Source organism: Pseudomonas sp. TE3911 (assembly GCF_054062775.1).
The window spans coordinates 801,828-827,719 of record NZ_JBSSFP010000001.1 but is presented as its reverse complement, the minus strand read 5'-3'; the positions used below and the strand labels follow the sequence as shown (position 1 = coordinate 827,719).

At 59.7% G+C, this 25,892-nt stretch carries 24 protein-coding genes; 14 read left to right on the top strand and 10 right to left on the bottom strand.

The features are described 5' to 3' along the window. Positions 1 to 27: 27 nt before the first annotated feature. The 4 genes from flgH to ACVWXD_RS03845 all read right to left on the bottom strand — a co-directional run bounded on the left by flgH (position 28) and on the right by ACVWXD_RS03845 (position 4,201). Complete coding sequence (gene flgH / locus ACVWXD_RS03860) at positions 28 to 723, bottom strand: flagellar basal body L-ring protein FlgH (RefSeq protein WP_032887854.1); 696 nt, start codon at positions 721 to 723, stop codon at positions 28 to 30. A 53-nt stretch (positions 724 to 776) separates the two neighbouring features. Beyond that, a complete protein-coding gene (gene flgG / locus ACVWXD_RS03855) occupies positions 777 to 1,562 on the bottom strand; it encodes a flagellar basal-body rod protein FlgG (RefSeq protein ID WP_032887852.1) in 786 nt (261 codons plus the stop codon). A gap of 62 nt (positions 1,563 to 1,624) precedes the next feature. After that, positions 1,625 to 2,365: a flagellar basal body rod protein FlgF gene (locus ACVWXD_RS03850; RefSeq protein WP_032887850.1), complete on the bottom strand. Its 741-nt coding sequence runs from the start codon at positions 2,363 to 2,365 to the stop codon at positions 1,625 to 1,627. A 273-nt stretch (positions 2,366 to 2,638) separates the two neighbouring features. Continuing rightward, positions 2,639 to 4,201, bottom strand: a complete 1,563-nt coding sequence (locus ACVWXD_RS03845) for a sigma-54-dependent phenylalanine hydroxylase transcriptional regulator PhhR (RefSeq protein WP_032887849.1) — start codon at positions 4,199 to 4,201, stop codon at positions 2,639 to 2,641. Positions 4,202 to 4,459: 258 nt separating this feature from the next. On the opposite strand from ACVWXD_RS03845, the gene phhA reads away from it, so the two are divergent. From phhA to ACVWXD_RS03830, 3 genes are all read left to right on the top strand, one after another. Beyond that, positions 4,460 to 5,251, top strand: a complete 792-nt coding sequence (gene phhA / locus ACVWXD_RS03840) for a phenylalanine 4-monooxygenase (protein ID WP_032887847.1) — start codon at positions 4,460 to 4,462, stop codon at positions 5,249 to 5,251. A gap of 105 nt (positions 5,252 to 5,356) precedes the next feature. Then, the gene (locus ACVWXD_RS03835) at positions 5,357 to 5,713 is read left to right on the top strand and encodes a 4a-hydroxytetrahydrobiopterin dehydratase (protein ID WP_010208721.1); all 357 of its coding nucleotides are present in this window, start codon (positions 5,357 to 5,359) and stop codon (positions 5,711 to 5,713) included. Next, the gene (locus tag ACVWXD_RS03830) at positions 5,713 to 6,906 is read left to right on the top strand and encodes an amino acid aminotransferase (RefSeq protein WP_122754435.1); all 1,194 of its coding nucleotides are present in this window, start codon (positions 5,713 to 5,715) and stop codon (positions 6,904 to 6,906) included. Before ACVWXD_RS03835 ends, ACVWXD_RS03830 begins: the two co-directional genes overlap by 1 nt. 126 nt (positions 6,907 to 7,032) lie before the next feature. On the opposite strand, the gene ACVWXD_RS03825 is transcribed toward ACVWXD_RS03830, so the two are convergent. Then, positions 7,033 to 7,842, bottom strand: coding sequence for a UDP-2,3-diacylglucosamine diphosphatase (locus tag ACVWXD_RS03825; RefSeq protein WP_053133181.1), 810 nt, complete (start codon positions 7,840 to 7,842; stop codon positions 7,033 to 7,035). A 133-nt stretch (positions 7,843 to 7,975) separates the two neighbouring features. Here ACVWXD_RS03825 and ACVWXD_RS03820 point away from each other — a divergent pair, with 133 nt between their 5' ends. The 3 genes from ACVWXD_RS03820 (at position 7,976) to ACVWXD_RS03810 (ending at position 10,123) form a co-directional block, all read left to right on the top strand. Continuing rightward, entirely contained in the window at positions 7,976 to 8,725 is a 750-nt protein-coding gene (locus ACVWXD_RS03820; protein ID WP_122681137.1) for an AraC family transcriptional regulator, read from the top strand. A 99-nt stretch (positions 8,726 to 8,824) separates the two neighbouring features. Beyond that, the gene (locus tag ACVWXD_RS03815; RefSeq protein WP_032887838.1) at positions 8,825 to 9,709 is read left to right on the top strand and encodes a DMT family transporter; all 885 of its coding nucleotides are present in this window, start codon (positions 8,825 to 8,827) and stop codon (positions 9,707 to 9,709) included. A 132-nt stretch (positions 9,710 to 9,841) separates the two neighbouring features. Continuing rightward, entirely contained in the window at positions 9,842 to 10,123 is a 282-nt protein-coding gene (locus ACVWXD_RS03810) for a hypothetical protein (protein WP_095185420.1), read from the top strand. Positions 10,124 to 10,162: 39 nt separating this feature from the next. On the opposite strand, the gene ACVWXD_RS03805 is transcribed toward ACVWXD_RS03810, so the two are convergent. Beyond that, complete coding sequence (locus tag ACVWXD_RS03805; protein WP_032888088.1) at positions 10,163 to 10,450, bottom strand: SelT/SelW/SelH family protein; 288 nt, start codon at positions 10,448 to 10,450, stop codon at positions 10,163 to 10,165. 84 nt (positions 10,451 to 10,534) lie between these two features. Between ACVWXD_RS03805 and ACVWXD_RS03800 the strand changes: the two genes are divergently transcribed. Next, positions 10,535 to 12,724 carry a patatin-like phospholipase family protein gene (locus ACVWXD_RS03800; protein WP_122754437.1) on the top strand — a complete coding sequence of 730 codons (2,190 nt, stop codon included), beginning with the start codon at positions 10,535 to 10,537 and terminating at the stop codon, positions 12,722 to 12,724. Between the two features lie 101 nt (positions 12,725 to 12,825). Here ACVWXD_RS03800 and ACVWXD_RS03795 read toward each other — a convergent pair whose 3' ends face one another. Next, positions 12,826 to 13,260, bottom strand: a complete 435-nt coding sequence (locus tag ACVWXD_RS03795; RefSeq protein ID WP_032887832.1) for a MarR family transcriptional regulator — start codon at positions 13,258 to 13,260, stop codon at positions 12,826 to 12,828. Positions 13,261 to 13,381: 121 nt separating this feature from the next. Next, positions 13,382 to 15,508, bottom strand: a complete 2,127-nt coding sequence (gene recQ / locus ACVWXD_RS03790; RefSeq protein WP_032887830.1) for a DNA helicase RecQ — start codon at positions 15,506 to 15,508, stop codon at positions 13,382 to 13,384. Between the two features lie 279 nt (positions 15,509 to 15,787). On the opposite strand from recQ, the gene ACVWXD_RS03785 reads away from it, so the two are divergent. From ACVWXD_RS03785 to ACVWXD_RS03775, 3 genes are all read left to right on the top strand, one after another. After that, a complete protein-coding gene (locus ACVWXD_RS03785; protein ID WP_032887828.1) occupies positions 15,788 to 16,375 on the top strand; it encodes a UPF0149 family protein in 588 nt (195 codons plus the stop codon). 20 nt (positions 16,376 to 16,395) lie between these two features. After that, positions 16,396 to 16,779 (top strand): YbaN family protein, encoded by a 384-nt coding sequence (locus ACVWXD_RS03780; RefSeq protein WP_032887826.1) that lies wholly within the window; start codon positions 16,396 to 16,398, stop codon positions 16,777 to 16,779. A gap of 120 nt (positions 16,780 to 16,899) precedes the next feature. Further along, positions 16,900 to 20,370 carry a hybrid sensor histidine kinase/response regulator gene (locus ACVWXD_RS03775; protein ID WP_457370696.1) on the top strand — a complete coding sequence of 1,157 codons (3,471 nt, stop codon included), beginning with the start codon at positions 16,900 to 16,902 and terminating at the stop codon, positions 20,368 to 20,370. Between the two features lie 32 nt (positions 20,371 to 20,402). On the opposite strand, the gene rmuC is transcribed toward ACVWXD_RS03775, so the two are convergent. Then, positions 20,403 to 21,881 carry a DNA recombination protein RmuC gene (gene rmuC / locus ACVWXD_RS03770; protein WP_095185419.1) on the bottom strand — a complete coding sequence of 493 codons (1,479 nt, stop codon included), beginning with the start codon at positions 21,879 to 21,881 and terminating at the stop codon, positions 20,403 to 20,405. 61 nt (positions 21,882 to 21,942) lie between these two features. After that, positions 21,943 to 22,266 carry an SEL1-like repeat protein gene (locus ACVWXD_RS03765; protein ID WP_032887821.1) on the bottom strand — a complete coding sequence of 108 codons (324 nt, stop codon included), beginning with the start codon at positions 22,264 to 22,266 and terminating at the stop codon, positions 21,943 to 21,945. A 456-nt stretch (positions 22,267 to 22,722) separates the two neighbouring features. On the opposite strand from ACVWXD_RS03765, the gene ACVWXD_RS03760 reads away from it, so the two are divergent. The 4 genes from ACVWXD_RS03760 to ACVWXD_RS03745 all read left to right on the top strand — a co-directional run bounded on the left by ACVWXD_RS03760 (position 22,723) and on the right by ACVWXD_RS03745 (position 25,891). Further along, positions 22,723 to 23,028, top strand: a complete 306-nt coding sequence (locus ACVWXD_RS03760; RefSeq protein WP_032887819.1) for a hypothetical protein — start codon at positions 22,723 to 22,725, stop codon at positions 23,026 to 23,028. A gap of 444 nt (positions 23,029 to 23,472) precedes the next feature. Beyond that, positions 23,473 to 23,697, top strand: coding sequence for a hypothetical protein (locus tag ACVWXD_RS03755; RefSeq protein ID WP_003175353.1), 225 nt, complete (start codon positions 23,473 to 23,475; stop codon positions 23,695 to 23,697). A gap of 281 nt (positions 23,698 to 23,978) precedes the next feature. Beyond that, positions 23,979 to 24,461: a hypothetical protein gene (locus ACVWXD_RS03750; protein WP_122754440.1), complete on the top strand. Its 483-nt coding sequence runs from the start codon at positions 23,979 to 23,981 to the stop codon at positions 24,459 to 24,461. 146 nt (positions 24,462 to 24,607) lie between these two features. After that, positions 24,608 to 25,891 carry an OmpP1/FadL family transporter gene (locus ACVWXD_RS03745; RefSeq protein ID WP_122754441.1) on the top strand — a complete coding sequence of 428 codons (1,284 nt, stop codon included), beginning with the start codon at positions 24,608 to 24,610 and terminating at the stop codon, positions 25,889 to 25,891. The last annotated feature ends 1 nt before the right edge of the window (position 25,892 follow it).

Genomic DNA, 25,892 nt, shown 5'->3' with positions numbered 1-25,892 from the left:
CAGCTGTTTGAGTTTCAAAGTGGCCACCTAGAAAGGGAACAGCGGGCTAAGGAAGAAACGGTCGAACCAACCCGGCTGGCTCGCATCAGCAAACGAACCCGTACCCGAGTAGGTAATGCGTGCATCGGCAATCCGTGTCGACGGCACGGTGTTGTCGGTGGCGATGTCATCGGCACGGACCATGCCGGCGATGCGCACCAGTTCATCACCGGTATTGAGGGTCATCCACTTTTCACCGCGTACCGCGATGATGCCGTTAGGCAACACGTCGGCCACGGTCACGGTGATCGAACCGGTCAGTGTGTTGCCTTGCGCCGCAGCGCTCTTGCCGTTGGTAGCACGGTCGCCGCTGTAGCCGGCATCGAGGCTCAAGTCACCGCTGCCCAATGGGTTATTGGTGTTCGGCACACCGCCGAACAGCGAGGACAGGCCAATGCTGGCCTTGCTGGTCTTGCCGATCTGCGAGTTGGCGTTCTTGCTGGCCTGGGTCCGCTCGTTCAGGGTGATGGTGATGATGTCACCAACCCGGAACGCCTTGCGGTCGCTGTACAGGTTCTGTTCGAAACCCGCCTGGTAGATCGAGCCATTGTTGGCCGCCGCCGGCAACGGCGTGCGCGGCAACACCGGCGCGTAGTACGGGTCATTGGGTTTGGGCGTCGGGGCGACACAGCCCGCGAGCACGGCAATCCCACTCAATGCCAAAACGGAAACATAGCGATTCATGACCCATACCTCACGGTGTTGCAGGCGCCTTCAAGAGCGCCCCATAGACTTGATTACAGATTCTGCGTTACGAACGAGAGCATCTGGTCGGCGGTGGAAATCACCTTGGAGTTCATCTCGTAGGCGCGCTGAGTGGTGATCATGTTGACCATCTCTTCAACGGTGCTCACGTTGGAGGTTTCCAGGGTGCTTTGCAGCGTGGTGCCGAAACCGTTCAGGCCAGGGGTGCCGATTTGCGGCGCGCCGCTGGAGGCGGTTTCCAGGAACAGGTTATTACCCATGGCCTGCAGGCCAGCCGGGTTGATGAAGTCGGCGGTTTGCAGGTTGCCGATCACTTGCGATGCCGGGTTACCGGCCACGGTGATGGACACGGTGCCGTCGTTGCCGACGGTGAAGGTCTGGGCGTTGTTCGGCACGACGATGGCCGGTTCCAGGGCGAAACCGTTGGCCGTCACGATCTGGCCGTTGGCGTCCAGGTGGAACGTGCCGTCACGGGTGTACGAAGTGGTCCCATCCGGTTGCAGGATCTGGAAGAACCCCTTGCCGTTGATAGCCATGTCGAGCGGCTGGCCGGTTTGCTGCAGGTTACCGGCGTTGAAGTTCTTCTGGGTGCCGACGATTTGCACACCGGTACCCAATTGCAGGCCCGACGGCAATTCGCTGTCCTGGGTCGACTGGGCGCCTGGCTGGCGCTTGATCTGATAGAGCAAGTCCTGGAACTCGGCGCGGTCACGTTTGAAGCCCGTGGTCGACACGTTGGCCAAGTTGTTGGAAATGGTGGTCAGGTTGGTGTCCTGGGCGGACAGACCTGTTTTGGCAACCCATAGAGCCGGAAGCATGGTGTTCTCCTTCGTGCGCCTGTTTGTTGGCGCCGTTTAGCAAATTAGTGAGTGAGCGCTGATCAGCTCATCTGCATGACGCGAGTCATGGCCTGGTCGTCTTCTTTGGCGCTGTTCATCATCTTGATGTGCAGCTCGAACTGCTTGGAAAGCGCCAGCACTGCCGTCATTTCTTCCACGGCATTGACGTTGCTTGCCTGCAGGAAACCCGAGGTCAGCTTGACACTCGCATCGGCCACGGCCGGCTGGCCATCTTTGGTGTGAATGGTGCCATCGAGGCCTTTATTCATATTCTTCAGGTCAGGCTGGACCAGCTTGATCCGGTCCACTTCAGCCATCACCCGTGGGCCTTCGCCCATGGCGCGGATGCTGATGGTGCCGTCGGAACCAACTTCGATCTTCTGCTGGGGCGGCACGGCAATCGGGCCACCGTTGCCCATGATCGGCATGCCGTTACCGGCGCGCAGCACGCCCAACGCATCGACGTTCATGCTGGCGCTGCGCACATAGGCTTCGCTGCCATCCGGGGTTTGCACCGCCATCCAACCGTCGCCGTTGACCGCCACGTCCAGATCACGACCGGTTTCGATCATCGCGCCGGGAGTGAAGTCGGTGGCTGGACGTTCGGTCAGGGCAAACGCCCGCGCCGGAAAGCTGTCACCGAACACCGGCATCGAACGCGCCTGTTCCAGGTCACGTTGAAAGCCGTTGGTGGAAATGTTCGCCAAGTTGTTGGCATGGGCCTTCTGCGCCAGAGCATTCTGGCTGGCGCCGGTCATTGCCACATAAAGGTACTTGTCCACATTCTTTCCTCTTTCTGACGCAGGCTTGCCGCCCACCGCTGTACTGATGAGGCTTAAGCAATTTGCGAACCAACTTTTAAAAAAAGGGGAAAGACCAGGCAGGACGGGGGTTTGCGTTGAGTCAGCAGGATTTGAAGGACTGGGGATAGTCGAAAAAACGGCGGACTACTGCCGCTTACGGCAACGACGTAGATCAAATGTGAGAGCGAGCTTGCTGTGGTGAGCGGGCTTGCCCCACGCCGGGCTGCGAAGCAGCCCCCCCAACCACACAGGTTATTTATCAGCCTTCAGAATTTCGTAATCGCGCAACTTATTGGCTATGGTGGTGTGCGATACCCCAAGCCGCTTGCCCAACTGCCGGCTGCTCGGGTGCTCGGCATACAGGCTCTCCAGCACCGCCTTCTCGAACCGTCCGACGATCGCCTCCAACCCACCCTCCAGGGAAAAATCGCCAAGCGGCTGACGCACGCCATAATCCGGCAAGCGAATATGCTCGGCCTTGACCGTCCCGCCCTCGCACAACGACACGGCCTGGAACAGCACGTTTTCCAACTGCCGCACATTGCCCGGCCAGTGGTAGTGACTGAGTCGCTCCATCGCCGCCGGCGCCAGCTTGGGCAGTGGGCAGCCGATCTGACGGCTGGCCTGGTCAAGAAAGTGGTCAACCAACGGCCCCAGCCCATCAAGGCATTCGCGCAGTGGTGGGATGTGCAACGACAGCACGTTGAGGCGGTGATAAAGGTCCTGGCGGAATTCGCCACGGGCGCAGAGTTCGGACAAATCCACCTGGGTTGCGCAGATCACCCGCACATCCAAGTACACCTCCTCATCACTGCCCACCCGACGGAAGCAACCATCCTGCAGGAAGCGCAGCAATTTCACCTGCAAGCGCGCACTCATTTCCCCCACGCCATCGAGAAACAACGTACCGCCCGCCGTCAGCTCCAGCAGCCCGAGCTTGCCTTCGGCCCGCGCGCCTTCGAACGCGCCGGGGCCATAGCCAAACAACTCGGTCTCAGCCATCGACTCCGGCAGACCAGCACAATTGAGCGCCATCAGCGGCGATTGCCCACGGGGGCTGGCCAGGTGGCAGGCGCGGGCCAGCAATTCTTTGCCAGTGCCGGTTTCGCCTTCTATTAATAGCGGTGCGTCCAACGGCGCCATGCGCCGGGCTTCACGTACCACCGCCGCCATGACTTTGGAGCTTTGGAAGATGCTGTCAAAGCCGCGCAGTTCCTGCTTGCGCACGTTGTAGATGCGCTCGCCCACGCGGTCGGCGCGGTGCAGGGTCAGCACCGCGCCAGCCATGGCCTCGCTGTCGTCGTGCTCGGAGGATTGCAGTGGCGCTATGTCCGCCAGGAACACGTCACCCTTAACCTTGACCCGCAGACCATTGATCCGCGACTTGCTCGCGCGCACCAGTTCCGGCAAGTCGAAGTCCTCGGCGTAGCGCGACAGCGGAATACCCGGAACTTCGTCCACGCGCACCCCGAGCAACTGCGCCGCCGCGCGGTTGGCGGCGACAATGGAGCCGCCCATGTCGATGGACAGCACCGGAAACTCCAACGCACCGAGCAAGGCATTGAGCTCCATGTGCCGGCGCTCGCTGGGCATCAGCCCTACCCTTTTCACGCCAAACACCCCGGCAATGGCTTCGAACTGCGGACGTAATGCCTGGAACTGCATGTTCACCAGGTTCGGACAAAACAGGTAAATGGCATTTCCATGCTCACCACCGACCTCGCCCTTGGCGACGTTGACGCCGTACTCCACCAACAGATTGAGAATGTCCCGCAATATGCCGATGCGGTTTTGGCAGTGCACTTTGATACGCATGAAAGGGCCCGAAAAAGTGGGTAGGCGCCGCGTCTTTTTGTCGCTGGGCGCAGATAGTCGTCAAGATTATGTGACAGCTTATGTGCTTTTCACAGCCCAACGGCGCGATGAACCACACAAGCGTAACGATTAATTTACGAAAATCGGTATTTTTTCCTACAATATCCGCTCACAAACAGATGGAATCCTGCTCCGCGCGGGTTATCAATAGGTTCATCGCATGACATAACAAGAACGAATGCCTAGCAGGAGAGCCGTATGAAGCAGACGCACTACGTGGCCCGCGAGCCCGATGCGCAAGGTTTTATCCACTACCCGCCGGAAGAACACGCGGTGTGGAACACTCTGATCACGCGCCAGTTGAAAGTGATCGAAGGCCGCGCTTGCCAGGAATACCTGGACGGTATCGACAAACTTGGCCTGCCCCTGGACCGCATTCCACAGTTGGGCGAAATCAATAAAGTGCTGGCCGAGACCACCGGCTGGCAAGTGGCCCGGGTCCCCGCGCTGATCCCCTTTCAGACCTTCTTCGAATTGCTCGCTAACAAGCAATTTCCGGTGGCGACATTTATTCGTACCCGTGAAGAACTGGACTACCTGCAAGAGCCGGATATTTTCCACGAGATCTTTGGCCACTGCCCACTGCTGACCAACCCCTGGTTCGCCGAATTCACTCACACGTACGGCAAGCTCGGCTTGGCGGCCAGCAAGGAGCAACGGGTGTACCTGGCGCGCCTGTACTGGATGACCATCGAGTTCGGCTTGGTGGATACGCCCGAGGGTCGGCGCATCTACGGTGGCGGGATTTTGTCGTCGCCCAAGGAAAGCGTGTACTGCCTGTCGGACGAGCCCGAGCACCAGGCCTTCGACCCGCTGGAAGCGATGCGCACGCCGTATCGCATCGACATCCTCCAACCGCTGTATTTCGTACTGCCCAACCTCAAGCGCCTGTTCGAAGTCGCGCAGGAAGACATCATGGGCATGGTCGAGCGCGGTATGCAGCTTGGGTTGCATGCGCCGAAATTCCCGCCAAAACCCAAGGCCGCATGAACCGTGGCTTTTAAGGCCAGGTGAGTCTGTTCCCTGGCCCCGCGTTGCTTTAGGGTGACGCCACTGACGACCGTTTTTAAACACTCGAATTCAGGACACCACCACATGACCACCTTGAACCAAGCCCACTGCGAAGCCTGCCGCGCCGATGCCCCACAAGTCAGCGATGAAGAATTGCCGGTGCTGCTCAAGCAGATCCCAGACTGGAACATCGAAGTCCGCGACGGCGTGATGCAGTTGGAAAAGGTTTTTCTGTTCAAGAACTTCAAATTCGCCCTGGCCTTTACCAACGCCATGGGTGAAATCTCCGAAGCCGAAGGCCATCACCCGGGCCTGCTCACCGAATGGGGCAAAGTCACCGTGACGTGGTGGAGCCACTCCATCAAAGGCCTGCACCGCAACGACTTCATCATGGCCGCCCGCACCGACGAAGTGGCCAAGGACGCCGAGGGCCGCAAGTAATGCATTTCGATGCCATTGGCCGCGTGCCCGGCGACCCGATCCTCGGGCTGATGGACCTGTATGCCCAGGACACCAACCCGAACAAGTTCGACCTCGGCGTGGGCGTCTATAAAGATGATCAGGGCCTGACGCCGATTCCCCATTCGGTGAAGCTCGCCGAACAGCGCCTGGTTGACACCCAAACCACCAAAACGTACATCGGCGGCCACGGCAATGCAGCGTTCGGCACATTGATCAGCGAGCTGGTCCTCGGTGCCGATTCTGCACTTATCCGTGAACGCCGGGCCGGCGCCACGCAAACCCCGGGTGGTACCGGTGCTTTGCGCCTCAGTGCCGACTTCATCGCTCAAAACCTTCCAGGACGCGGCGTGTGGCTGAGCAACCCGACCTGGCCAATCCACGAAAGCATCTTTGCCAAGGCCGGGCTCAAGGTCAGCCACTATCCGTATGTAGGCGCCGACAACCGCCTAGATGTGGAGGCGATGCTAGCGACCCTTTCCACCGTGCCAAAAGGTGATGTGGTGCTGCTGCACGCGTGCTGCCACAACCCCACCGGGTTCGACCTGTCCCAGGATGACTGGCGCCACGTGCTGCAGATCGTGCGCGAGCGCCAACTGCTGCCACTGATCGACTTCGCCTACCAGGGCTTCGGCGATGGCCTGGAGCAGGACGCCTGGGCGGTGCGCTTGTTTGCCAGAGAGTTGCCGGAAGTATTGGTCACCAGCTCGTGCTCGAAAAACTTCGGCCTGTACAGCGACCGTGTTGGCGCGCTGATCGTGTGCGCTGCAGACGCCGAGAAGCTGACGGATGTACGCAGCCAACTGGCGAATATCGCGCGTAATCTGTGGTCTACGCCGCCGGACCATGGTGCGGCAGTGGTCGCGACTATCCTCGGTGATGCCGAGCTGAAAAAGCAGTGGAGCGAGGAAGTCGAAGCCATGCGTGCGCGGATCGCGCAGTTGCGTTCCGGACTGGTGGAGGCGTTGGCGCCCCATGGTTTATCGGAGCGCTTTGCGCACATCGGCGCACAACGCGGGATGTTTTCCTATACCGGTTTGAGTGCCGAGCAGGTCAAGCAACTGAGGGAAAAGCACAGCGTGTATATGGTCAGTTCGGGGCGAGCCAACGTGGCGGGTATTGATGCGACACGCCTGACACTCCTGGCCGAAGCCATCGCCGACGTATCCAACTGACGAAACCGGGACTGAAAATGTGGGAGGGGGCTTGCTCCCGATGGCAGTGGGTCAGTGACAGGTGTACTGGCTGACACTCCCTCATCGGGGGCAAACCCCCTCCCACATTTTGACCGAGTACACCCTTCAGCTGGCGACCATCTCGGCTTTCAGCAGCGCCTCTTTCGCCTGCGCGTCCGCCAACCGATACAACTCGATACTCCCATCCCAGTGCTCGATCAATGCCGTGCACGACTCCACCCAATCCCCGCAGTTGAGGTAATCCACCTCGCCCACTTTGCGAATCTCCGCATGGTGGATATGCCCGCACACCACACCGTGCAACTCGCGTTTGGTCACCTCATGGGCGATGGCCTCTTCGAAATCGCTGATAAAGCTCACGGCCGTTTTGACCTTGTGCTTCAGATACGCCGACAACGACCAATAGCCGTAGCCATACCGCGCACGCCAATGGTTCAACCAGCGGTTCAACGTGAGGGTGAATTCGTAGGCAGAGTCGCCGAGGAATGCGAGCCAGCGGTGATAACGGGTGATCACATCAAACTGGTCACCGTGGATCACCAACAAATGCCGGCCATCGGCGGTGACGTGCACTGCTTCATCGACCAACTGGATATTGCCCAGGATCAGCTTGGAATAGCGCCGCAGGAACTCATCATGGTTGCCGGTGACGTAGATCACCTCGGTGCCGCGCTTGGCCATGGTCAGCAGGCGACGGATTACGTTGGTATGGGCCTGGGGCCAATACATGCCGCCGCGCATTTTCCAGCCGTCAATGATATCGCCCACCAGGTACACCTTGTCGGCGTGGTAACCCTTGAGGAATTGCGACAAATGTTCGGCCTGACAATCCCGGGTGCCCAGGTGCACGTCGGAAATCCACAGGGTACGTACCCGTTGCTTGCGGCTGGGCTTGGTGAACTCGGCACTGGTCATGGGCATCACTCGACGCTGTTTTCGCGAGCTTGCGCCATGGCGATTAATAGCCCATGACAACTGTGCGTCAGTCTGATGACAAAGCCCGTGTTCGCGAAGCGTTGTAGACTGGCGACCTGCATAGGAGACCGCGATGAGACCTACCCTCACCCTGCGCCACTACCTCGAAGCGCCCATCGCCCATAGCCATGAACATGCGCAGTTGGTGTTCGGCCTGTCCGGTCATCTGGACCTGGAAGTCGATGGCCGTGGCAGCCAGGTGCGTGAAAGCAGCGTGATGGTCCTGCCCTTCTCTGCCCACCATGCCTGCGGCAGTCGCGATGGCAGCCGCTGCCTGGTGCTGGATGTGCCCACGGAGCATTGGGTGCTGCAATCGTTGGGTGAACACGCCGATGCAAGCCGCCGCTTGCTGGATCAACCGGCGCGCCTGGCGTTGGATTCGCGACAACACCAACTGGTGCAATGGCTGGCCCATAGCCCGGTGGATGACCCACTGATCGTGCAACAGGGCGCGGTGCTGTTGCTGGCCAGCCTCAATCATTCACTGGCCCAACCGGTACCTGGCCGGCGCCTGCCGTATGCGGCGTTCAATACGCATATAGAGCGCCACGTCGCCCATCCGCTGCAGGTCGCCGACCTTGCGCGGATTGCCGGCCTGTCGGTGGCGCGCCTGCATGCGCGCTTTGTGACCGAGTGCGGCCAAACACCCATGGATTACATCCGCAGCCGTCGCCTGCAACTGGCCCTGAACCTGCTGCGCGAAACGCCATTGCCCATCGGTGAAATCGCCGAGCGTGTCGGCTACACCTCTCAAAGTGCCTTTGCCGCCGCTATGTTGCGCGAGTTTGGCGCCTCTCCCGGCGCGTTGCGGCGCTCGGCATAGGGCGAGGCTGGCGCTAAAAATCGCGAGCTGCGCGACAGACGTGCGTAGTAGCACCCTCTAGACTGCGGTCCTGTCACTCCCGTTGGTTCAAGGATCGCAATGACTCCCCGTTCAGCCCTCGGCGCCCTGCATATCGGCGCACTGATGTTTGGCCTTACCGGCGTATTCGGCAAGCTGGCGGCCGCCTCACCGGCCATTATCGTATTCGGTCGCGCCGCGTTTGCCGTGATTGCCCTGGCAGTGTTTGCGCGCTTCGTCAGCAACGCACCCTGGAAAACGCTGGAACTGCGCGACTGGAAACGCCTGCTGGTCAGCGGCGTGTTGCTGGCCGCGCATTGGGTGACGTTCTTTATGGCGGTCAAAGTCGCTGGCGTGGCCGTCGCCACGCTCGGGTTCACGGCGTTTCCGGCGTTTACCGTGATCCTTGAAGGGCTGATCTTCCGCGAGCGTATCCGCGCCAATGAAGTCGTGTTGGTGGCGCTGGTCACCGTTGGCCTGGTGCTGGTGACGCCGGACTTCAACCTGGCCAGCGAAGCCACCGGCGGCCTGCTGTGGGGCATCGCGTCGGGGCTGCTGTTCTCTTTATTGTCGCTGAACAACCGTGCCAGCTCCGGGCGCATTCCTGCCGTACAGGCAGCCCTGTGCCAGAACGTGGTCGTTGCGGTGTGCCTATTGCCCGTGGCCGCGCCGGGGTTGGCGGATGTGCGTGCGCTGGACTGGTTGTGGATCGGCCTGCTCGGCGTGTTCTGCACAGGCTTGGCCCACAGCCTGTTTGTCGCCAGCCTCGCAGTAATCAAGGCGCGTACCGCCTCCGTGGTATTTGCCATGGAGCCGGTCTACGGCATTACCGCGGCCTGGCTGCTGTTCGCCGAAACCCCGACGCTGCGCATGCTGCTGGGGGGCGCGCTGATCATCGTCGCCATCGTGCTCTCAGGGCTGATGGGCAGCGCCAGCCAGGCCAAACAGCCGACTGCAACGACCTGATCTATACTTTAAACATCCGCAACAGTCTGGAGTCGTTCAACGGATAACTGACCGCTCGACGACAGCCTTGGTGTGCCCTGCAGTTGCTGCAAGCGAGTAGTCACTCCTTAAACGCGATGCAGAGGCTACATCATGGAAATGTTTATCAGCTTACTGGTTCAAATCATCAGCGGTGCCGTCGGCGGCAATTTGGCCGGCATGACCAAACAAAGCCTGGGGACCGGGCTCAATACCATGCTGGGCGGTGTCGGCGGGCTTGTACTGGGCCAGATCGTGACGGCACTGACGGGCGCTTCGGGCGGTGAGGCGCTGGATGTGGCGGCGGTCGGCAGCAATATTGTCGGCGGCGGCGTCGGAGGCCTGGTGCTGACGTGGGTCGTGGGCTTCATCAAAAGCAAAATGGCCGCCAAGTAGCGGCCTCCATCAGTCACCGTCAGCCGATGGCGGTGACCTTCACTGTGTACGGTCGTTGTGCCCCAGGTCACGCTGCGGGTCGATCTGATCGCGCACGCGCTGCTTGAGCACCTTGGCCTCAGGGAAACCACCGTCAGCCTTACGCTCCCAAAGCTGCACGCCATCGCAGGTGATACGAAACGCGCCGCCAGTCGCTGGCTCCAGCGACACTTTGCCCAGGTCATCGGCAAAGGTGCTTAACAGTTCCTGAGCCAACCACGCGGCGCGCAGCAGCCACTGGCACTGGGTGCAATAGGTGATAACGATCTCGGGTTTGCTGACGGACATCATTTGACAAGTTCCTGGCATGACGAGGGATGAGGATCGAGTGGCTATAATACCGGCCTTTATCGCCCAGCCCTGAGATTCCTGATGCGCCGCCTGCTGTCCTGCCTGTTTCTGTGCCTCGTCCCCCTGCTTGCCGACGCCATTGAACCACCCCGACCGAAAATCGGCCTGGTGCTGTCCGGCGGTGCCGCCCGCGGCCTGGCGCACATTGGCGTGCTCAAGGCCCTGGAAGAACAGGGCATCCATATCGACGCCATTGCCGGCACCAGCATGGGCGCGGTGATTGGTGGGTTATACGCCTCGGGCTACAAGATCGACGAGCTGGAAAAGCTCGCCCTGAGCATCGACTGGCAGCAGGCGTTATCCGACGCGCCGCCGCGTGAAGACGTGCCGTTTCGGCGCAAGCAGGATGACCGGGATTTCCTGGTCAAGCAGAAGCTCAGCTTCCGCGATGACGGCAGCCTCGGCCTGCCCCTGGGCGTGATCCAGGGCCAGAATCTGGCGCTGCTGCTGGAAAGCATGTTCGCCCACAGCAGCGACACGCGTAATTTCGACAAGCTGCCGATCCCCTTTCGCGCCGTGGCCACCGACATCACCACCGGCGAAAAAGTAGTGTTCCGCAAGGGCCACCTGCCCCAGGTAATCCGCGCCAGTATGTCGATCCCGGCGGTGTTCGCCCCTGTAGAGCTGGATGGCCGGCTGCTGGTGGATGGCGGCATGACCGATAACATCCCATTGGATGTGGCGCGTGAGATGGGCGTGGACATCGCCATCGTGGTCGACATCGGCACCCCGCTGCGCTCACGCAAGCAACTCGCGACCGTGGTAGATGTGCTCAACCAGTCCATCACCCTGATGACCCGGCGCAACTCAGAAGAACAGCTCAAGGCCCTCAATCCCAAGGACGTACTGATCCAGCCGCCACTGTCCGCTTTTGGCGTGACCGATTTCGGCCGCGCCAAAGACATGATCGACGCCGGCTACCGTGCCACCCGCGCCCTTGACGTTCGCCTGGCCCATTTGCGCCCTGCCGAACCGGTTGACCCCGAATTGGTGGCCGCGCGGACTCCAGGCGAGCGAACCCCGGTGATCACCGCGATCAAGCTGGAGAACGATTCGAAAGTCAGCGACGACGTGATCCGCTACTACATCCGCCAACCGTTGGGCGAACCGTTGGAGCTTGGCCGTCTGCAAACCGACATGGGCACGTTGTACGGCCTGGATTACTTCGAGCAGGTGCAATACCGCGTGGTGAAAAAAGGCCACGACAACACCTTGGTGATCAGCGCGCGGGGCAAGCGCAGCGGCACCGACTACCTGCGCCTGGGCTTGAACCTGTCGGACGATATGCGCGGCGACAGCGCCTTCAACCTCGGCGCGAGCTACCGCATGAACGGCATCAATCGCCTCGGTGCCGAGTGGCTGACCCGCGTGCAGATCGGTGATCGGCAGGAGTTGTACAGCGAGTTCTATCAACCGATGGACGCTGGCTCGCGCTACTTCATCGCACCCTATCTCAGCGCCCAGGCGCAGAACGTCGAGCTGATTCTGGACAACGACCCCATCTCCGAATACCGCCTGGAACGCTATGGTTTCGGCCTGAACGTGGGGCGGCAGATCGGCAACAGCGGCGAGATCCGCTTCGGTGTCGGCGAGGCCTGGGGCAAGGCGGATGTGCGCATCGGCGACCGCGACCTGCCGAGTGTGAGCTTCAGCGAAGGTTTCTATGAACTGAAGTACTCCTTCGACACCCTGGATAACGTGTACTTCCCGCACACCGGTGAGGACATCGGCCTGGCCTACCGCGAGTTCGAACCGGGACTGGGTTCGGACCAGCGCTATCGACAATGGGAATTCAAGCTGGACAAGGCCATGAGCCATGGCCCGGACACGCTGGTGCTGGGCGGCCGGTATGGGCGCACCCTGGATGATTCCGATGTGGTGATTTCCAGCTTCCTGCTGGGCGGTGCGCGACAGTTGTCGGGCTTCCGCCAGGATGCGATTTCCGGGCAGAACATCAGCCTGATGCGCGCGGTGTACTACCGCCGACTGACGCCGCGCTCGTACTTACCGTTGGATTTCCCGTTGTACCTGGGCGCGTCTCTGGAGCGGGGCCGGGCATGGAACAACGACAATGAGTTCGACAGCGGTTATATAAACGCTGCGAGTATTTTTCTGGGGTTTGATACACCGTTGGGGCCGCTGAATTTCAGCTACGGGTTCAACGATGATAATCAGAAGGCGGTGTACCTGAACCTGGGGCAGACGTTCTGAGACAACGCTGAATCAGTGTTGGAGCGGCTAATTGTGGTGAACGGGCTTGCCCCGCTCACCACAATTAGCCCCACACACGTTGATCTTCACTGCACTTGGGTTCAGGACTTTTCCAGATTCGCCAGGATGTGCCCGTGCACGCGCATGCACACACTCAAATCCGCTTCATCCACGCCCACGAACAGCTCGTGACGCAACTCAGTGGCGATGGTTTCAATCTGTTCGATCAGCGGCCGCGCGGTGTCACACAGCAGAATGCGCTTGGCGCGGCGGTCTTCAACCACTGCCTGGCGTTGCACCAGGCCCTGGCCTTCGAGACTGTCGAGCAAGCGAGCCAGGGTCGGCCCTTCTACGCCAACGCTTTGCGCCAGCTCACGCTGAGTGGGAGCTTCTTCAAAACGGGCCAAGTGCAGCAGCACCAGCCAGCGCGCCTGGGACAAGCCCAGCCCCGCCAAACGGCGGTCTAGCTCGGCGCGCCAACCTCGGGACATTTGCGCCAGCTGCATGCCAAATCGGTGTTGATCGGTTAACGGCATAAAAAACTCATGGGTTAGACTGAAAATAAAGTGTGGCTAATTATTAGCCAGCTAAGCATGAGCCATGCCACTAGGCAAGAGTTGCTATGAACTGAATCGTTACATTGTCGTAATTGGCACACTAAATTTCGAATTCAGACTGCAAAGCGGCCCGCACGCAGTACAAAACACCCTCTGGAACACGTCCTGTGAACAGTGGCGCAATCTCGGCTACCGGTGGCAGTTCGCCTTCTCCGTCGAGAAATGCATCCTGGATTTCACCGAGCAAATCTTCCGGCAAATCAAGGGCCTGCTCCAGGGACAACTGCTGCTTGCCAATGGATTCAGCAAGCAGGGTGTAGACGTTTTTCTCCGAGCATTGCAGTTGGCCCGCGATCTGGATCGGCGTCATGCCAGCGCGCGCCAGGCTGATCAGCTCGTGCCGAATGTCGGCGATTTCCTTCGGTGCTTCGGCCTGGCCGCCGAGCACTTCGAGGAACGCCTGGCCATAGCGCTCCAGTTTGCGTGCACCGACGCCGCTGACCCGCGCCATCTCGGCCATGGTGGTGGGCTGCTCGCGCAGCATCTCCAGCAAGGTGGAGTCGGGAAAAATAACGTAAGGCGGCACACTGTGTTCCTGTGCCAATTTGCGCCGCAGGGTGCGCAAGGCTTCCCACTGCTCGCGCTCCTCGCCTCGCACGAGCTGGCTGGCCTGGCTGGTGCTGGTCTTGGCAGTGGTTTGCGGTTTGAGGTCGCGACGCAGTTCCAGGCTGACCTCGCCCTTGAGCAGCGGGCGGCAACTGTCATTCAGACGCAGGCCGCCGTAGCCTTCAATGTCGATATCCACCAGGCCGCGCGCGACCATCTGGCGGAACAGCGAACGCCACTCGCCCTCAGCGCGGGCTTTACCGACGCCGTAGACCGAGAGTTTTTCGTGACCGAAGCTGCGGACTTTTTCGTTGTCCTTACCCAGCAACACATCCACCAGATGGCCCACACCGTAACGCTGACCGGTGCGGTAGATGGTCGACAACGCCTGGCGTGCGGGCTCGGTAGCGTCCCAGGTCTGCACGCCATCGATGCAGTTATCACAATGGCCGCAAGGCTCCGGCATGTCTTCGTCGAAATACGCCAGCAAGGTCTGACGGCGGCAGCGAGTCTCTTCACACAACGAGAGCATGGCGTCGAGTTTGTGCTGCTCCAAGCGCTTGTGCCGTTCATCGCCTTCGGAGTTCTGCAACATCTGCTTGAGCATCACCACGTCCTGCAGGCCGTAGACCATCCACGCATCCGCCGGCAAACCATCACGGCCAGCACGCCCGGTCTCCTGGTAGTAAGCCTCAAGGGATTTTGGCAGGTCCATATGGGCGACAAAACGCACGTTGGATTTATCGATGCCCATGCCGAACGCGATGGTCGCCACCATGATCAGGCCTTCCTCGTTGAGGAAGCGCTTCTGGTGAGCGGAGCGCGTTTCATTAGGTAGACCGGCGTGGTACGGCAGCGCCGGGTAGCCTTGCTCGCAGAGGAACGCGGCCACCTCATCGACCTTCTTGCGCGACAGGCAATAGACAATGCCCGCGTCGCTGCGCCGTTCAGAGAGGAACGCGAGCAACTGCTTGCGCGGCTGCTCCTTGGGCACGATGCGGTAGAAAATATTCGGTCGGTCGAAACTCGACAGGAAACGCTCGGCGTTCTGCAGGTGCAGGCGCTCGACGATTTCTTCGCGGGTGCGCTTGTCGGCGGTGGCGGTCAGGGCGATGCGCGGAACGTCCGGGAACAGCTCCGCCAGTTGACCCAACTGCAAATATTCGCGGCGGAAATCGTGCCCCCATTGGGATACACAGTGAGCTTCGTCGATGGCGAACAGGGCAATTTCCAGGCTCTGCAAAAACGCCAGCATGCGCGGCTGCACCAGGCGTTCGGGGGCCAGGTAGAGCATTTTCACTTCACCGCGCTTGATGCGTGCGGCCAGGTCACGCTGCTGCTCGGCACTGAGGGTGGAATTCAAGGCGGCGGCGGCGACACCAAGTTCTTCCAGGGTCGCCACTTGGTCGTCCATCAATGCAATCAACGGCGACACCACCACGGCCAGCCCGTTGCGCAACAATGCAGGCACCTGGAAACACAACGACTTGCCGCCGCCGGTAGGCATCAGTACCAGGGCGTCACCGCCTTTGGCCACGCGCTCAATGATCGCACCCTGGCGGCCACGAAAGCTGTCGTAGCCGAAGATGTCCTTGAGGACGCGTTGAGCCTGATCGAGCATGTATAACTCCAACAAAATAGTGCCGAAATCCCTCTGTACAGGCTGGTCGAAAAAATCCGACCTCACGGAAAATAATCCGTAAGTGGAGTTTTCTCGACCTGGCGCTTGGCCTGCTGGGGCATCACAAAACGCGGCAGTATACCCGAGCACCATCCGGCAAAGGGCGCCGCTGACGAATTGCAGCCCGTCTCTAAAACCGGGCAAATCTGCATGCCGACTGGCTTGGGCGCGCAAGAACGCCTAGAATTCAGCATCGTTTATTCCCAAGGTAGTCCTTCAATGTCCTTCGCTGAGCAACTAACCCGCCTGCAAGCCTTCCTCGACGCCGATGAGCTGCATGACGAGGCGCTGGACTATGTGGCCGCCCACGGCTACCTGACCGCCCTTTCGATCTGCTCCGACGTCGTTCCCGACCGTGAATGGATTGACGCGCTATTCGCTGAAGAGCCTCATTACGCAGACGACGCCCAGCGCGAAGAAATCGAATCCACCCTGCTGGCCCTCAAGGCCCACATCGCTCGCCAACTGGCCTCCGATGAGGAATTCGAACTGCCATGCGAGCTGGACCTGGGCGAAGATCCGGACGACTCCGACCTGCGCGGCTGGTGCATCGGTTTCATGGAAGGCGTGTTCCTGCGTGAAGCTGCCTGGTTCGAAACCGCCGAGGAAGAAGTCAGCGAAATGCTGCTGCCGATCATGGTCGGTTCGGGGCTGTTTGAAGAAGAAGCTGAGTTTTCCGACATCGCCGCCGACGCCAACCTGATGGACGACATGATCGTACAGATCCCGGAAGCCCTGACCGCCCTGTACCTGCTGTGCAACGCCCCTGACGAAAAACCGGCGATCCTCAAGCCTCGTCACCACTGAGTCCCTTGCCCGTGACACCCATGGGCAATCGCTCGCTCCTCCTGCGTTACGTGCTGCTAGCCATCGGCTGGTTAAGCGTAGCGCTGGGGGTAATCGGCATTTTCCTACCGGTATTGCCGACCACGCCCTTCCTCCTGCTCGCCGCCGCCTGCTTCGCTCGAAGCTCCCCGCGTTTCTACCAGTGGCTGGTGGAACATCCGCGCCTGGGCCCCTGGATTCGCGATTATCTGGACGGCAATGGCATCCCACTCAAGGGTAAGGTCTACGCCATTGGCTTGATGTGGCTGAGCATCGGCCTCTCGTGCTACTTGGTGCCGCTGCCGTGGGCACGCGGGTTCATGCTGACCAGTGCGGTACTCGTCACGATCTACATCCTGCGCCAGAAAACCCTGCCACCGCGCTAAGTGTCGCCCTGCGACATTAGATCCCACACGACCTTGGTCGACACTGACTAACCTCAGCCATCATGCGAGACTGTCCAACCGGGGCAGGAATACCCGGGTGTTTCTATGCTCGGAGTTACCATGACGCTGTCCAGCGGGCTGATTGCAGCCGTTGCCCTGGCCTATATGGCCATTATGTTTGCCATTGCCTTCTACGGTGACCGCCGTCGCGCGCCATTGCCGCCGCGCGTGCGCGCCTGGGTGTACAGCCTGTCTCTGGCGGTGTATTGCACCAGTTGGACGTTCTTCGGCGCCGTAGGCCAAGCCGCCGAACAGTTGTGGGCGTTTTTACCGATCTACCTGGGACCGGTGCTGTTGCTTGTGTTGGCACCCTGGGTGCTGCAGAAGATGATTCTGATCAGCAAGCAGGAAAACATCACCTCCATCGCAGACTTCATTGCCGCGCGCTACGGCAAATCCCAGTCCCTGGCAGTGGTGGTCGCGCTGATCTGCCTGGTGGGCGTGCTGCCCTATATCGCCCTCCAACTCAAAGGCATCGTGCTGGGGGTGAACCTGCTGATCGGCGCGGGCGCCGATACCACCGGCACGCGGGCCCAGGACACGGCACTGATCGTGTCCTTGGTGCTGGCGCTGTTCACCATTGTGTTTGGTACGCGCAACCTCGACGCCACGGAACACCACCGTGGCATGGTGCTGGCGATTGCGTTTGAATCCCTGGTCAAGCTGTTCGCTTTTCTTGCAGTGGGCGCGTTCGTGACCTACGGCCTTTACGACGGTTTCGGCGACCTGTTCAGCCAGGCAATGCTCGCGCCACGCTTGGAGGAATACTGGAAGGAGACCGTCAACTGGCCGTCAATGGTGGTGCAGACCGGCGTAGCGATGATGGCGATCATCTGCTTGCCCCGACAGTTTCATGTGACGGTGGTAGAGAACATCGACCCGCAGGACCTGCGCGTAGCCAAGTGGGTATTCCCCGCCTACCTGATCCTCGCCGCTCTGTTCGTCATCCCCATCGCTCTCGGCGGCAAGATGCTGCTGCCCGGCTCCGTATTGCCGGACTCCTACGTGATCAGCCTGCCCATGGCCGAAGCCCATCCGGCGTTGGCGGTGCTGGCATTTATCGGCGGCGCCTCAGCGGCCACCGGCATGGTGATTGTGGCGAGCATCGCCCTGTCGACCATGGTCTCCAACGACATGTTGCTGCCGTGGCTGTTGCGCCGTTCCAGCGCAGAGCGCCCGTTCGAGGTGTTCCGCCACTGGATGCTCTCGGTGCGCAGGGTCAGCATTGTGATCATTTTGCTGTTGGCTTACGTGAGTTACCGCTTACTGGGTTCTACGGCAAGCCTGGCAACTATCGGACAGATCGCTTTTGCCGCCGTGACCCAGCTCGCCCCGGCCATGCTTGGCGCGCTGTATTGGAAGCAGGCGAACCGCCGCGGTGTGTTTGCCGGCTTGGCGGCGGGCACATTCCTGTGGTTCTACACCTTGGTCCTACCCGTAACGGCGAAAAGCCTGGGCTGGTCCCTCAGCCTTTTCCCTGGGCTGACGTGGATGCATTCCCACCCGTTGGGTTTATCCGTCACGTCGCTGACCCTGGGCACGGTGTTCTCCCTCGCGGGTAACTTCACGCTGTTCGTGTGGGTGTCGATGCTGTCGCGCACGCGGGTGTCGGAGCACTGGCAAGCCGGGCGTTTTATCGGCCAGGAAATCAGCCAGCGCGCCAACGCCCGCTCAATGCTGTCGGTACAGATCAGCGACCTCCTCAGCCTGGCGGCACGTTTTGTTGGTGAAGAACGTGCCCAGCAGAGCTTTATCCGCTTTGCCTACCGCCAGGGCAAAGGCTTCAACCCCAATCAGAATGCCGATAATGACTGGATCGCCCACACCGAACGCCTGTTGGCCGGTGTACTCGGCGCCTCTTCGACGCGTGCGGTGGTAAAAGCTGCGATTGAAGGGCGGGAAATGCAGCTGGAGGACGTAGTACGCATCGCCGATGAAGCGTCGGAAGTGCTGCAGTTCAACCGTGCGCTGCTGCAAGGGGCTATCGAAAACATTACCCAGGGCATCAGCGTCGTCGACCAGTCGCTCAAGCTGGTGGCCTGGAATCGACGCTACTTGGAACTGTTCAACTACCCCGACGGGCTGATCAGCGTCGGCCGGCCAATCGCCGACATCATCCGCTACAACGCCGAGCGCGGCCTTTGTGGCCCGGGCGAGGCCGAAGTGCATGTGGCGCGACGCCTGCACTGGATGCGCCAGGGCCGCGCGCACACCTCCGAGCGTTTGTTCCCGAATGGACGGGTGATTGAGCTGATTGGCAACCCGATGCCCGGTGGTGGATTTGTCATGAGCTTCACTGACATCACCGCGTTCCGCGAAGCCGAGCAGGCGCTCACCGAAGCGAACGAAGGCCTTGAGCAGCGGGTGACCGAACGTACCCATGAACTGTCGCAGCTCAATGTGGCGCTCACCGATGCCAAAGGCGTGGCCGAATCCGCCAGCCAGTCGAAGACACGCTTTCTCGCAGCCGTCAGTCATGACCTGATGCAACCATTGAACGCCGCCCGCCTGTTCTCAGCCGCCCTCTCCCACCAGAACGACGGCCTGTCCAGCGAAGCCAGGCAACTGGTGCAGCACTTGGACAGTTCGCTGCGCTCCGCCGAAGACCTGATCAGCGACCTGCTGGATATCTCGCGCCTGGAAAACGGCAAAATCAATCCGCAACGCCAGCCCTTTGTGCTCAACGAGCTGTTCGACACTCTGGGCGCGGAATTCAAGGCACTGGCCCAGGAGCAAGGTTTGCGCTTCCGCCTGCGCGGTAGTCGCCTGCGGGTCGACAGCGACATCAAGCTGCTGCGACGAATCCTGCAGAATTTCCTGACCAACGCTTTCCGTTATGCCGACGGCCCGGTGCTGCTTGGCGTACGCCGGCGCAAGGGCGAGTTGTGCCTGGAGGTGTGGGACAGAGGCCCCGGTATTCCGCAGGATAAACAGAAGGTGATCTTCGAAGAGTTCAAGCGCCTGGACAGCCATCAGACCCGCGCCGAGAAAGGCCTGGGCCTGGGCCTCGCGATTGCCGACGGCCTGTGCCGGGTGCTGGGCCATCGTCTGAGCGTGCGCTCGTGGCCGAGCAAAGGCAGCGTGTTCAGCGTGCGCGTGCCACTGGCGCGCAACCAGGCCAGCCCGCAGCCCAAGCCGACAGCGGATAACGGCCAGCCATTGAGCGGCGCGCAAGTGCTGTGCGTGGATAACGAAGAAAGCATCCTGATCGGCATGCGCAGCCTGCTGACGCGCTGGGGGTGCGAAGTGTGGACCGCCACCGACCAGGCGCAGTGCGCGGCGTTGTTAGCCGAAGGGGTGCGGCCGCAACTGGCGCTGGTGGATTACCACTTGGATCATGGAGAAACCGGCACTGAATTGATGGGTTGGCTGCGCGCGCAGTTGGCGGAGCCTATTCCCGGTGTGGTCATCAGTGCCGACGGCCGTCCGGAGATGGTTGCCGAGGTGCATGCGGCTGGCTTGGACTATCTGGCCAAGCCGGTGAAGCCGGCGGCGTTGCGGGCGTTGCTGAGTCGACACTTACCTCTATAAACCGGATGCGCCCCCCACATTTAGCGCTGCGTTTATTCGGGAAGGTGTGCGACGCCGTCTGAATCGGTCATCGCCCGCTCCAGCAAGTCCGCCGGCAGGCTTTTGCTCGCGCGAGCACCCAGCAGCCTTAATTGCTCGGTGCGGCTGACCAGATTTCCGCGTCCATCTGTCAGCTTGTTTCGCGCGGCGCTGTAGGCCTTATCCAACTGCTGAAGACGGTTGCCCACTTCGTCCAAGTCTTGGATAAACAGCACAAACTTGTCATACAGCCAACCAGCGCGCTCGGCGATTTCCCGGGCGTTCTGGCTTTGGCGTTCCTGCTTCCAAAGGCTGTCGATCACCCGCAGTGTCGCAAGCAAGGTCGTAGGGCTGACGATCACGATATGGCGGTCGAAGGCCTCTTGAAACAGATTCGGCTCGGCCTGCAACGCAGCGGAAAACGCCGCTTCGATCGGCACGAACAGCAAGACGAAATCCAGGCTGTGCAGGCCTTCCAGGCGCTTATAGTCCTTGCCGGCCAAGCCTTTGACGTGATTGCGCAGCGACAGCACGTGCTGTTTCAGCGCCGCTTGGCCAATCACTTCATCATCAGCCGCAACGTACTGTTGATACGCCGTCAGGCTGACCTTGGAATCCACCACCACCTGCTTGTCGCCAGGCAACATGATCAGCACATCCGGCTGAAAGCGTTCGCCGTCCGGCCCTTTGAGGCTGACCTGGGTCTGGTACTCGCGCCCCTTCTCCAGTCCCGCATGTTCCAGCACGCGCTCAAGGATCAGTTCGCCCCAGTTGCCCTGGGTTTTCTGGCCCTTGAGGGCGCGGGTCAGGTTGGTGGCTTCGTCTGACAGACGCAGGTTCAGTTGCTGTAAGCGCTCAAGCTCCTTGGCCAGGGAAAAACGCTCACGCGCCTCGTTCTGATAGCTCTCTTCCACACGCTTTTCGAAGGACTGTATGCGTTCCTTCAACGGATCGAGCAACTGTCCCAGGCGTTCCTGGCTGGTTTCAGCAAAGCGCTGTTCACGCTCGTCGAAGATCTTGCCGGCCAATTCGGCGAATTGCGCGCGCAGTTCATCTCGCGAGCCTTGCAGGTCAGTCAGACGCTGTTGATGGCTGTCCTGTTGCTCACGCAGTTCGGCGCGCAAGCCGGCCGCCAGGGCGTCGAGGCGCCGTAACTCGGTGTCTTTTGCACTGCGGTCGAGGTTCCAGGCGTGGGCGGCGTCGCGGGCGTTGTCACGGTCGATCTGCAGCAGTTCGACTTCACGGCGCACAGCGGCGAGGTCGGCCTGCTTGGCGGCGTTGGCCTGGCTCAGGTCGCTGATTTCATCGCGGCTGGCATCCAGTTGCGCGGCGAGGCCTTCCTGGGCCAGTTGCGCAGTGGCCAGGCGCTCTTCAAGCAATTCCCAGCCAGTGGTGCGCGCGGTCAACCGCCGCTGGAGCTGCCAGCACACAGCCAACAACGGCACTGCAGCGCCTGCAAGGCCCAGGGCAATACTGGTCCAGTCAAAAGCCATAGCCATTTCTGCCATCACCGAAAAGGAGCAAGGTTAACCAAGCATAGGGCGGGAAGACAGCTCAGTCTTCGACCTGGCCCAGTTCGCGTTGGGCGCGCAGGTCACCGGCACGGGCGGCCATGCGCAGCAGGTCGTGACCGATACGGCGGTCGCGGGCATTGCCGCATTCACGGCACATCAATTGGCCCAGGCGGCTTTGTGCGGCGACGACGCCTTCACGAGCCGGCTGCTTGAGCAAGCGTCCGGCGAAGTGTTTGACGTTGCTGCTGTGTCCCAGGCGCGGGCTGTCGAGCAACCACAGGGCCACTTTCAATGAGAAGCGCTTGGGTGCGGTAACAGTCTGTAGGGTGTCGGTAACAGAAGGTGATACTGAGCGAAACTTCATAAAGCACTGTGGGACAGAACGGAAGGCGCGCCACTCTACTCTTTTTTTCGTACAGGTAAAGCTCAAAAAACCGTGCACGCCCGTGCTAGAGCAAGCGCTTGGGACAATCCACAGAAGCTGTGGATAACTCAGTGGACAACCTACCTTAAACTCGCGCAAAGGCCCATGGAGCGGGGCTCGCAGTCAAACTGACGATTTTTTCACCAATAAAAAAAAGCCAGATTTTTCATTGACTTAAATTTCCATTACAGGCAAATGGCGAGGCTGCGATGCGATGGACAGCCTGGTTACACCTGCCGCAACCAATGTGCACAAGTACCGATCCGATGGTTATATCCCCGGCTTTTTTTGGAGCGACTGCCTTCAAAAACGTTACCGCGAAGCCAATTGGGGACTTTTCAAATCTTTACCGGCTCTCCACACTGCCCGACGGGCAACGCAATGCGGACTAGGTCGATGAAAGGAATTCTGTTATTCGCTGTGCTGTTACTGGCCATCTGCGCCATCTCATTGTGGATTAATGCCGCGCTGCCATCGCCAGATGGCGCGCTGTTCGCCATCGCTATCTTGCTGTCGGCCGCTTTCACGGCCATAAGCCTGTGCATCGAGCTCGGCGAAGGCCGCATCAACGATATGCGCGATGTGATGAAGGTCGTTGAGACCGGCCAATCACTGCGCCTGACCTTAGCCGCCTATGGGCTGGGCTGTTCGATGGCCGCAGCTATCACCGTACTGGTCTACCGCAGCCTGCTGGCTGGCTGATTGAAGTTTTTTTGGTAACACACTTCCATTACCTGTTTCATTCCGTTACTATCCGCGGCGTTAGTACCAAGCTGAAAGTCAATTCTGGTCGAACAACTCCCCTGAACAACACGGGATCGACCACCTCGAAGGTTTCCAGGTATCACTTGCGACGACATTGCCTTTGAACAAGCAAAGGGTGTCGCGAAGTTTCCATACTCTGACCGAACCAACCTGCAAATTGATCAGGATCTTCACCCTGGGCCCAGAACCTTTGCCCCTGTTGTGCTGCCTGCCCTCCTAAGTACCTACCTGCCAGCCCAAGCGCGCCTAACTTATTAGCGCTTCAAACTGGCTGCTTTGTTCCAGTCAGGTTCTTCGTTTGATCAATGGTGATCAACGTTACTGGAACGTTTTAACGTTGCACGGCTCTTAATCCGTGTCATTTGTAGGAACACCAATAATATGAACGCTCAAATCCATACTCAGGATGCCATTCGCACCCTCACTAATGCTTTTGCCCCAATGAACTGCCTGATCATGGCCGCTCGCAAAGGCTGCTTCAGCTTCACACTGGTCAACGAACACGGCATCGCTCGTCACAGCGAACGCCTGTACCCCGATCAATACTCCAGCGCAGAACCGCTGCAGGCCGTGATCGAGCGTACCCGTCAGGCACTGGTTGCCTGATCGACCCGAGTCGCTGAAACACAAAAAACCCTGTTTAAAACACAGGGTTTTTTATTGCCTGCGATTCCTGAATTGCGAAGTTTTACTAAGTTCAAATCGATATAAACATTATAACTGGTTGAATAAGATGTTTTAAAAACAGGCCTTTACATCGCGAATATGACACTACACTTCAACTCAAGCGGCGTGATCCGCTTCCGGCGAGCCTGAGATCCGATCCACTGCTGCCAAGCCCCCTCCTTCTCAGGTCTCGTCGACCACTTTCACGGATTGAGGCTTGTATGGGTATCGCTGCCAGTGAATTGTGTCGTTATGTAATCCGGCCGACGCTGATGTACCTCGACCGACAGAGCCCAACGGCAGAGTCTCTGCTCCTGGGTATCGCGGCCAGCCAGTCGGAATTGGGTTCCGCCTTGCACGATCGACGCGGTCACGGCCTGTACAGCATCACCGAACCCCGTCATCGCGCCTTGTGGGACACCTACCTGGCACTCGACCCCGAGCGTGCCAGCCTGGTGCGCGGGCTGGCCAGCCAACACGCCTTTCTCAGCGCCCCACAATTGGAGCTCACCGTAAACCTGCGTTACGCCACCGCCATCGCATGGCTTCTGGTGGAACAACATAGCCCTGCCCTGCCTCAATCCGGTGACGTTTTAGCGATGGCACGTATCTGGAAAGAAATATTTCATCCGCAAGGAAGGCTGCGAGATTTCACCCAAACCTGGCAAACCTGTGTTTCACCCATGAATCACGTGGCCTGCTGACCGGGCAATTTGCAAGATTCGCCAAAAACGCTGAATTTTGGTCGGATTGTCCTACAAAAACGCTCTATCTCCGACATTACAGCCTATAGCGCGATGTTAATTTTATTGGTACTTTCCGCAGCGGTGATCACCACGGAGTTCTAATAATGAAAAAAGTAATGCTCAAGACCACACTTAGCCTCGCCGTTGCCATGGCATCCTCCCAACTGTTCGCAAGCGGCTTTGCACTGAACGAACAAAGCGTGAGCGGGATGGGTACGGGTTTCGCAGGTCGCTCCTCTTCTGCCGATGATGCAAGCACTGTTTACGGTAACCCTGCCGGTATGGCTCGCCTGAATGGCCAGCAGATCACGGGCGGTGTTGCTGCCATTGATGCTTCGACCGATATCAAGGACGCAAGTGGCCGCCCAAGCGGCTCCAACAAAGGTGATATGGTTCCGTTCACTGCGGTGCCATTCGGCTTCTACACCAACAAACTCAACGATCAGTGGGCCATCGGCTTCGGCGTCTATGCACCGTTCGGTCTGGTGACCGACTACGAAAACGGCTTCCAGGGCCGTGGCTTTGGCAGCAAGAGCGAAGTGAAGGTCATGACCTTCCAGCCGACTGTCAGCTATGCCTTCAACGACAAGGTTTCCATCGGTTTTGGTCCGACCATCAACCGCATCTCCGGGGTGTTGGAGTCGGACAAGACATTGGTAATCGGCGCGCCTTTCTCGGACACCAACGTCAAGATCAAGGGTGATGACACCGCACTGGGCTTCAATGTTGGTGTGCTGGTCCAGGCAACCGATACTACCCGCGTCGGCCTGACCTACCACTCCAAGGTCAATTACAAGCTTGAGGGGCACACCACCGTCAGCGGTCCGGCCCAGACTCAAGGCGCGCTGCGTAACAACCGTTACGACGCCTCCTTGAAAATCGAGACCCCGGAATCCTACGACCTGTCGGTCACTCAAGACCTGACCGATGCCTGGAAAGTGTACGGCGGTGCAACCTGGACACGCTGGAGTCGCCTGAAAGAGATCACCGTCAACAACGAAGGTGTGACTGGGACAAACGGTGGCGCCCTGGCCCCTAGCCGAATCGCCAACATCACCGAAGAACAAAACTGGCACGACACCTGGGCCTATGCCGTGGGTACCTCATACCAGTTGACCAAGCAGGTGGTACTGCGTACCGGCCTGACCTTCGACCAGTCGCCAACCAACAACACCGATCGTTCGCCACGTATTCCTACTGGCGACCGGACGATCTTCAGCGTGGGCCTGGGCTACAAGGTCATGGATAACATGACGGTCGACCTGGCGTACTCCTACCTCAAGGAAGAAGACGTCAAGGTCAATAACACCTCGCTGCCGTCCAACTACAGCGCCAAGTACGAAAACAGTGCCAACGGTTTCGGCCTGGGCATGACCTACACCTTCTGAT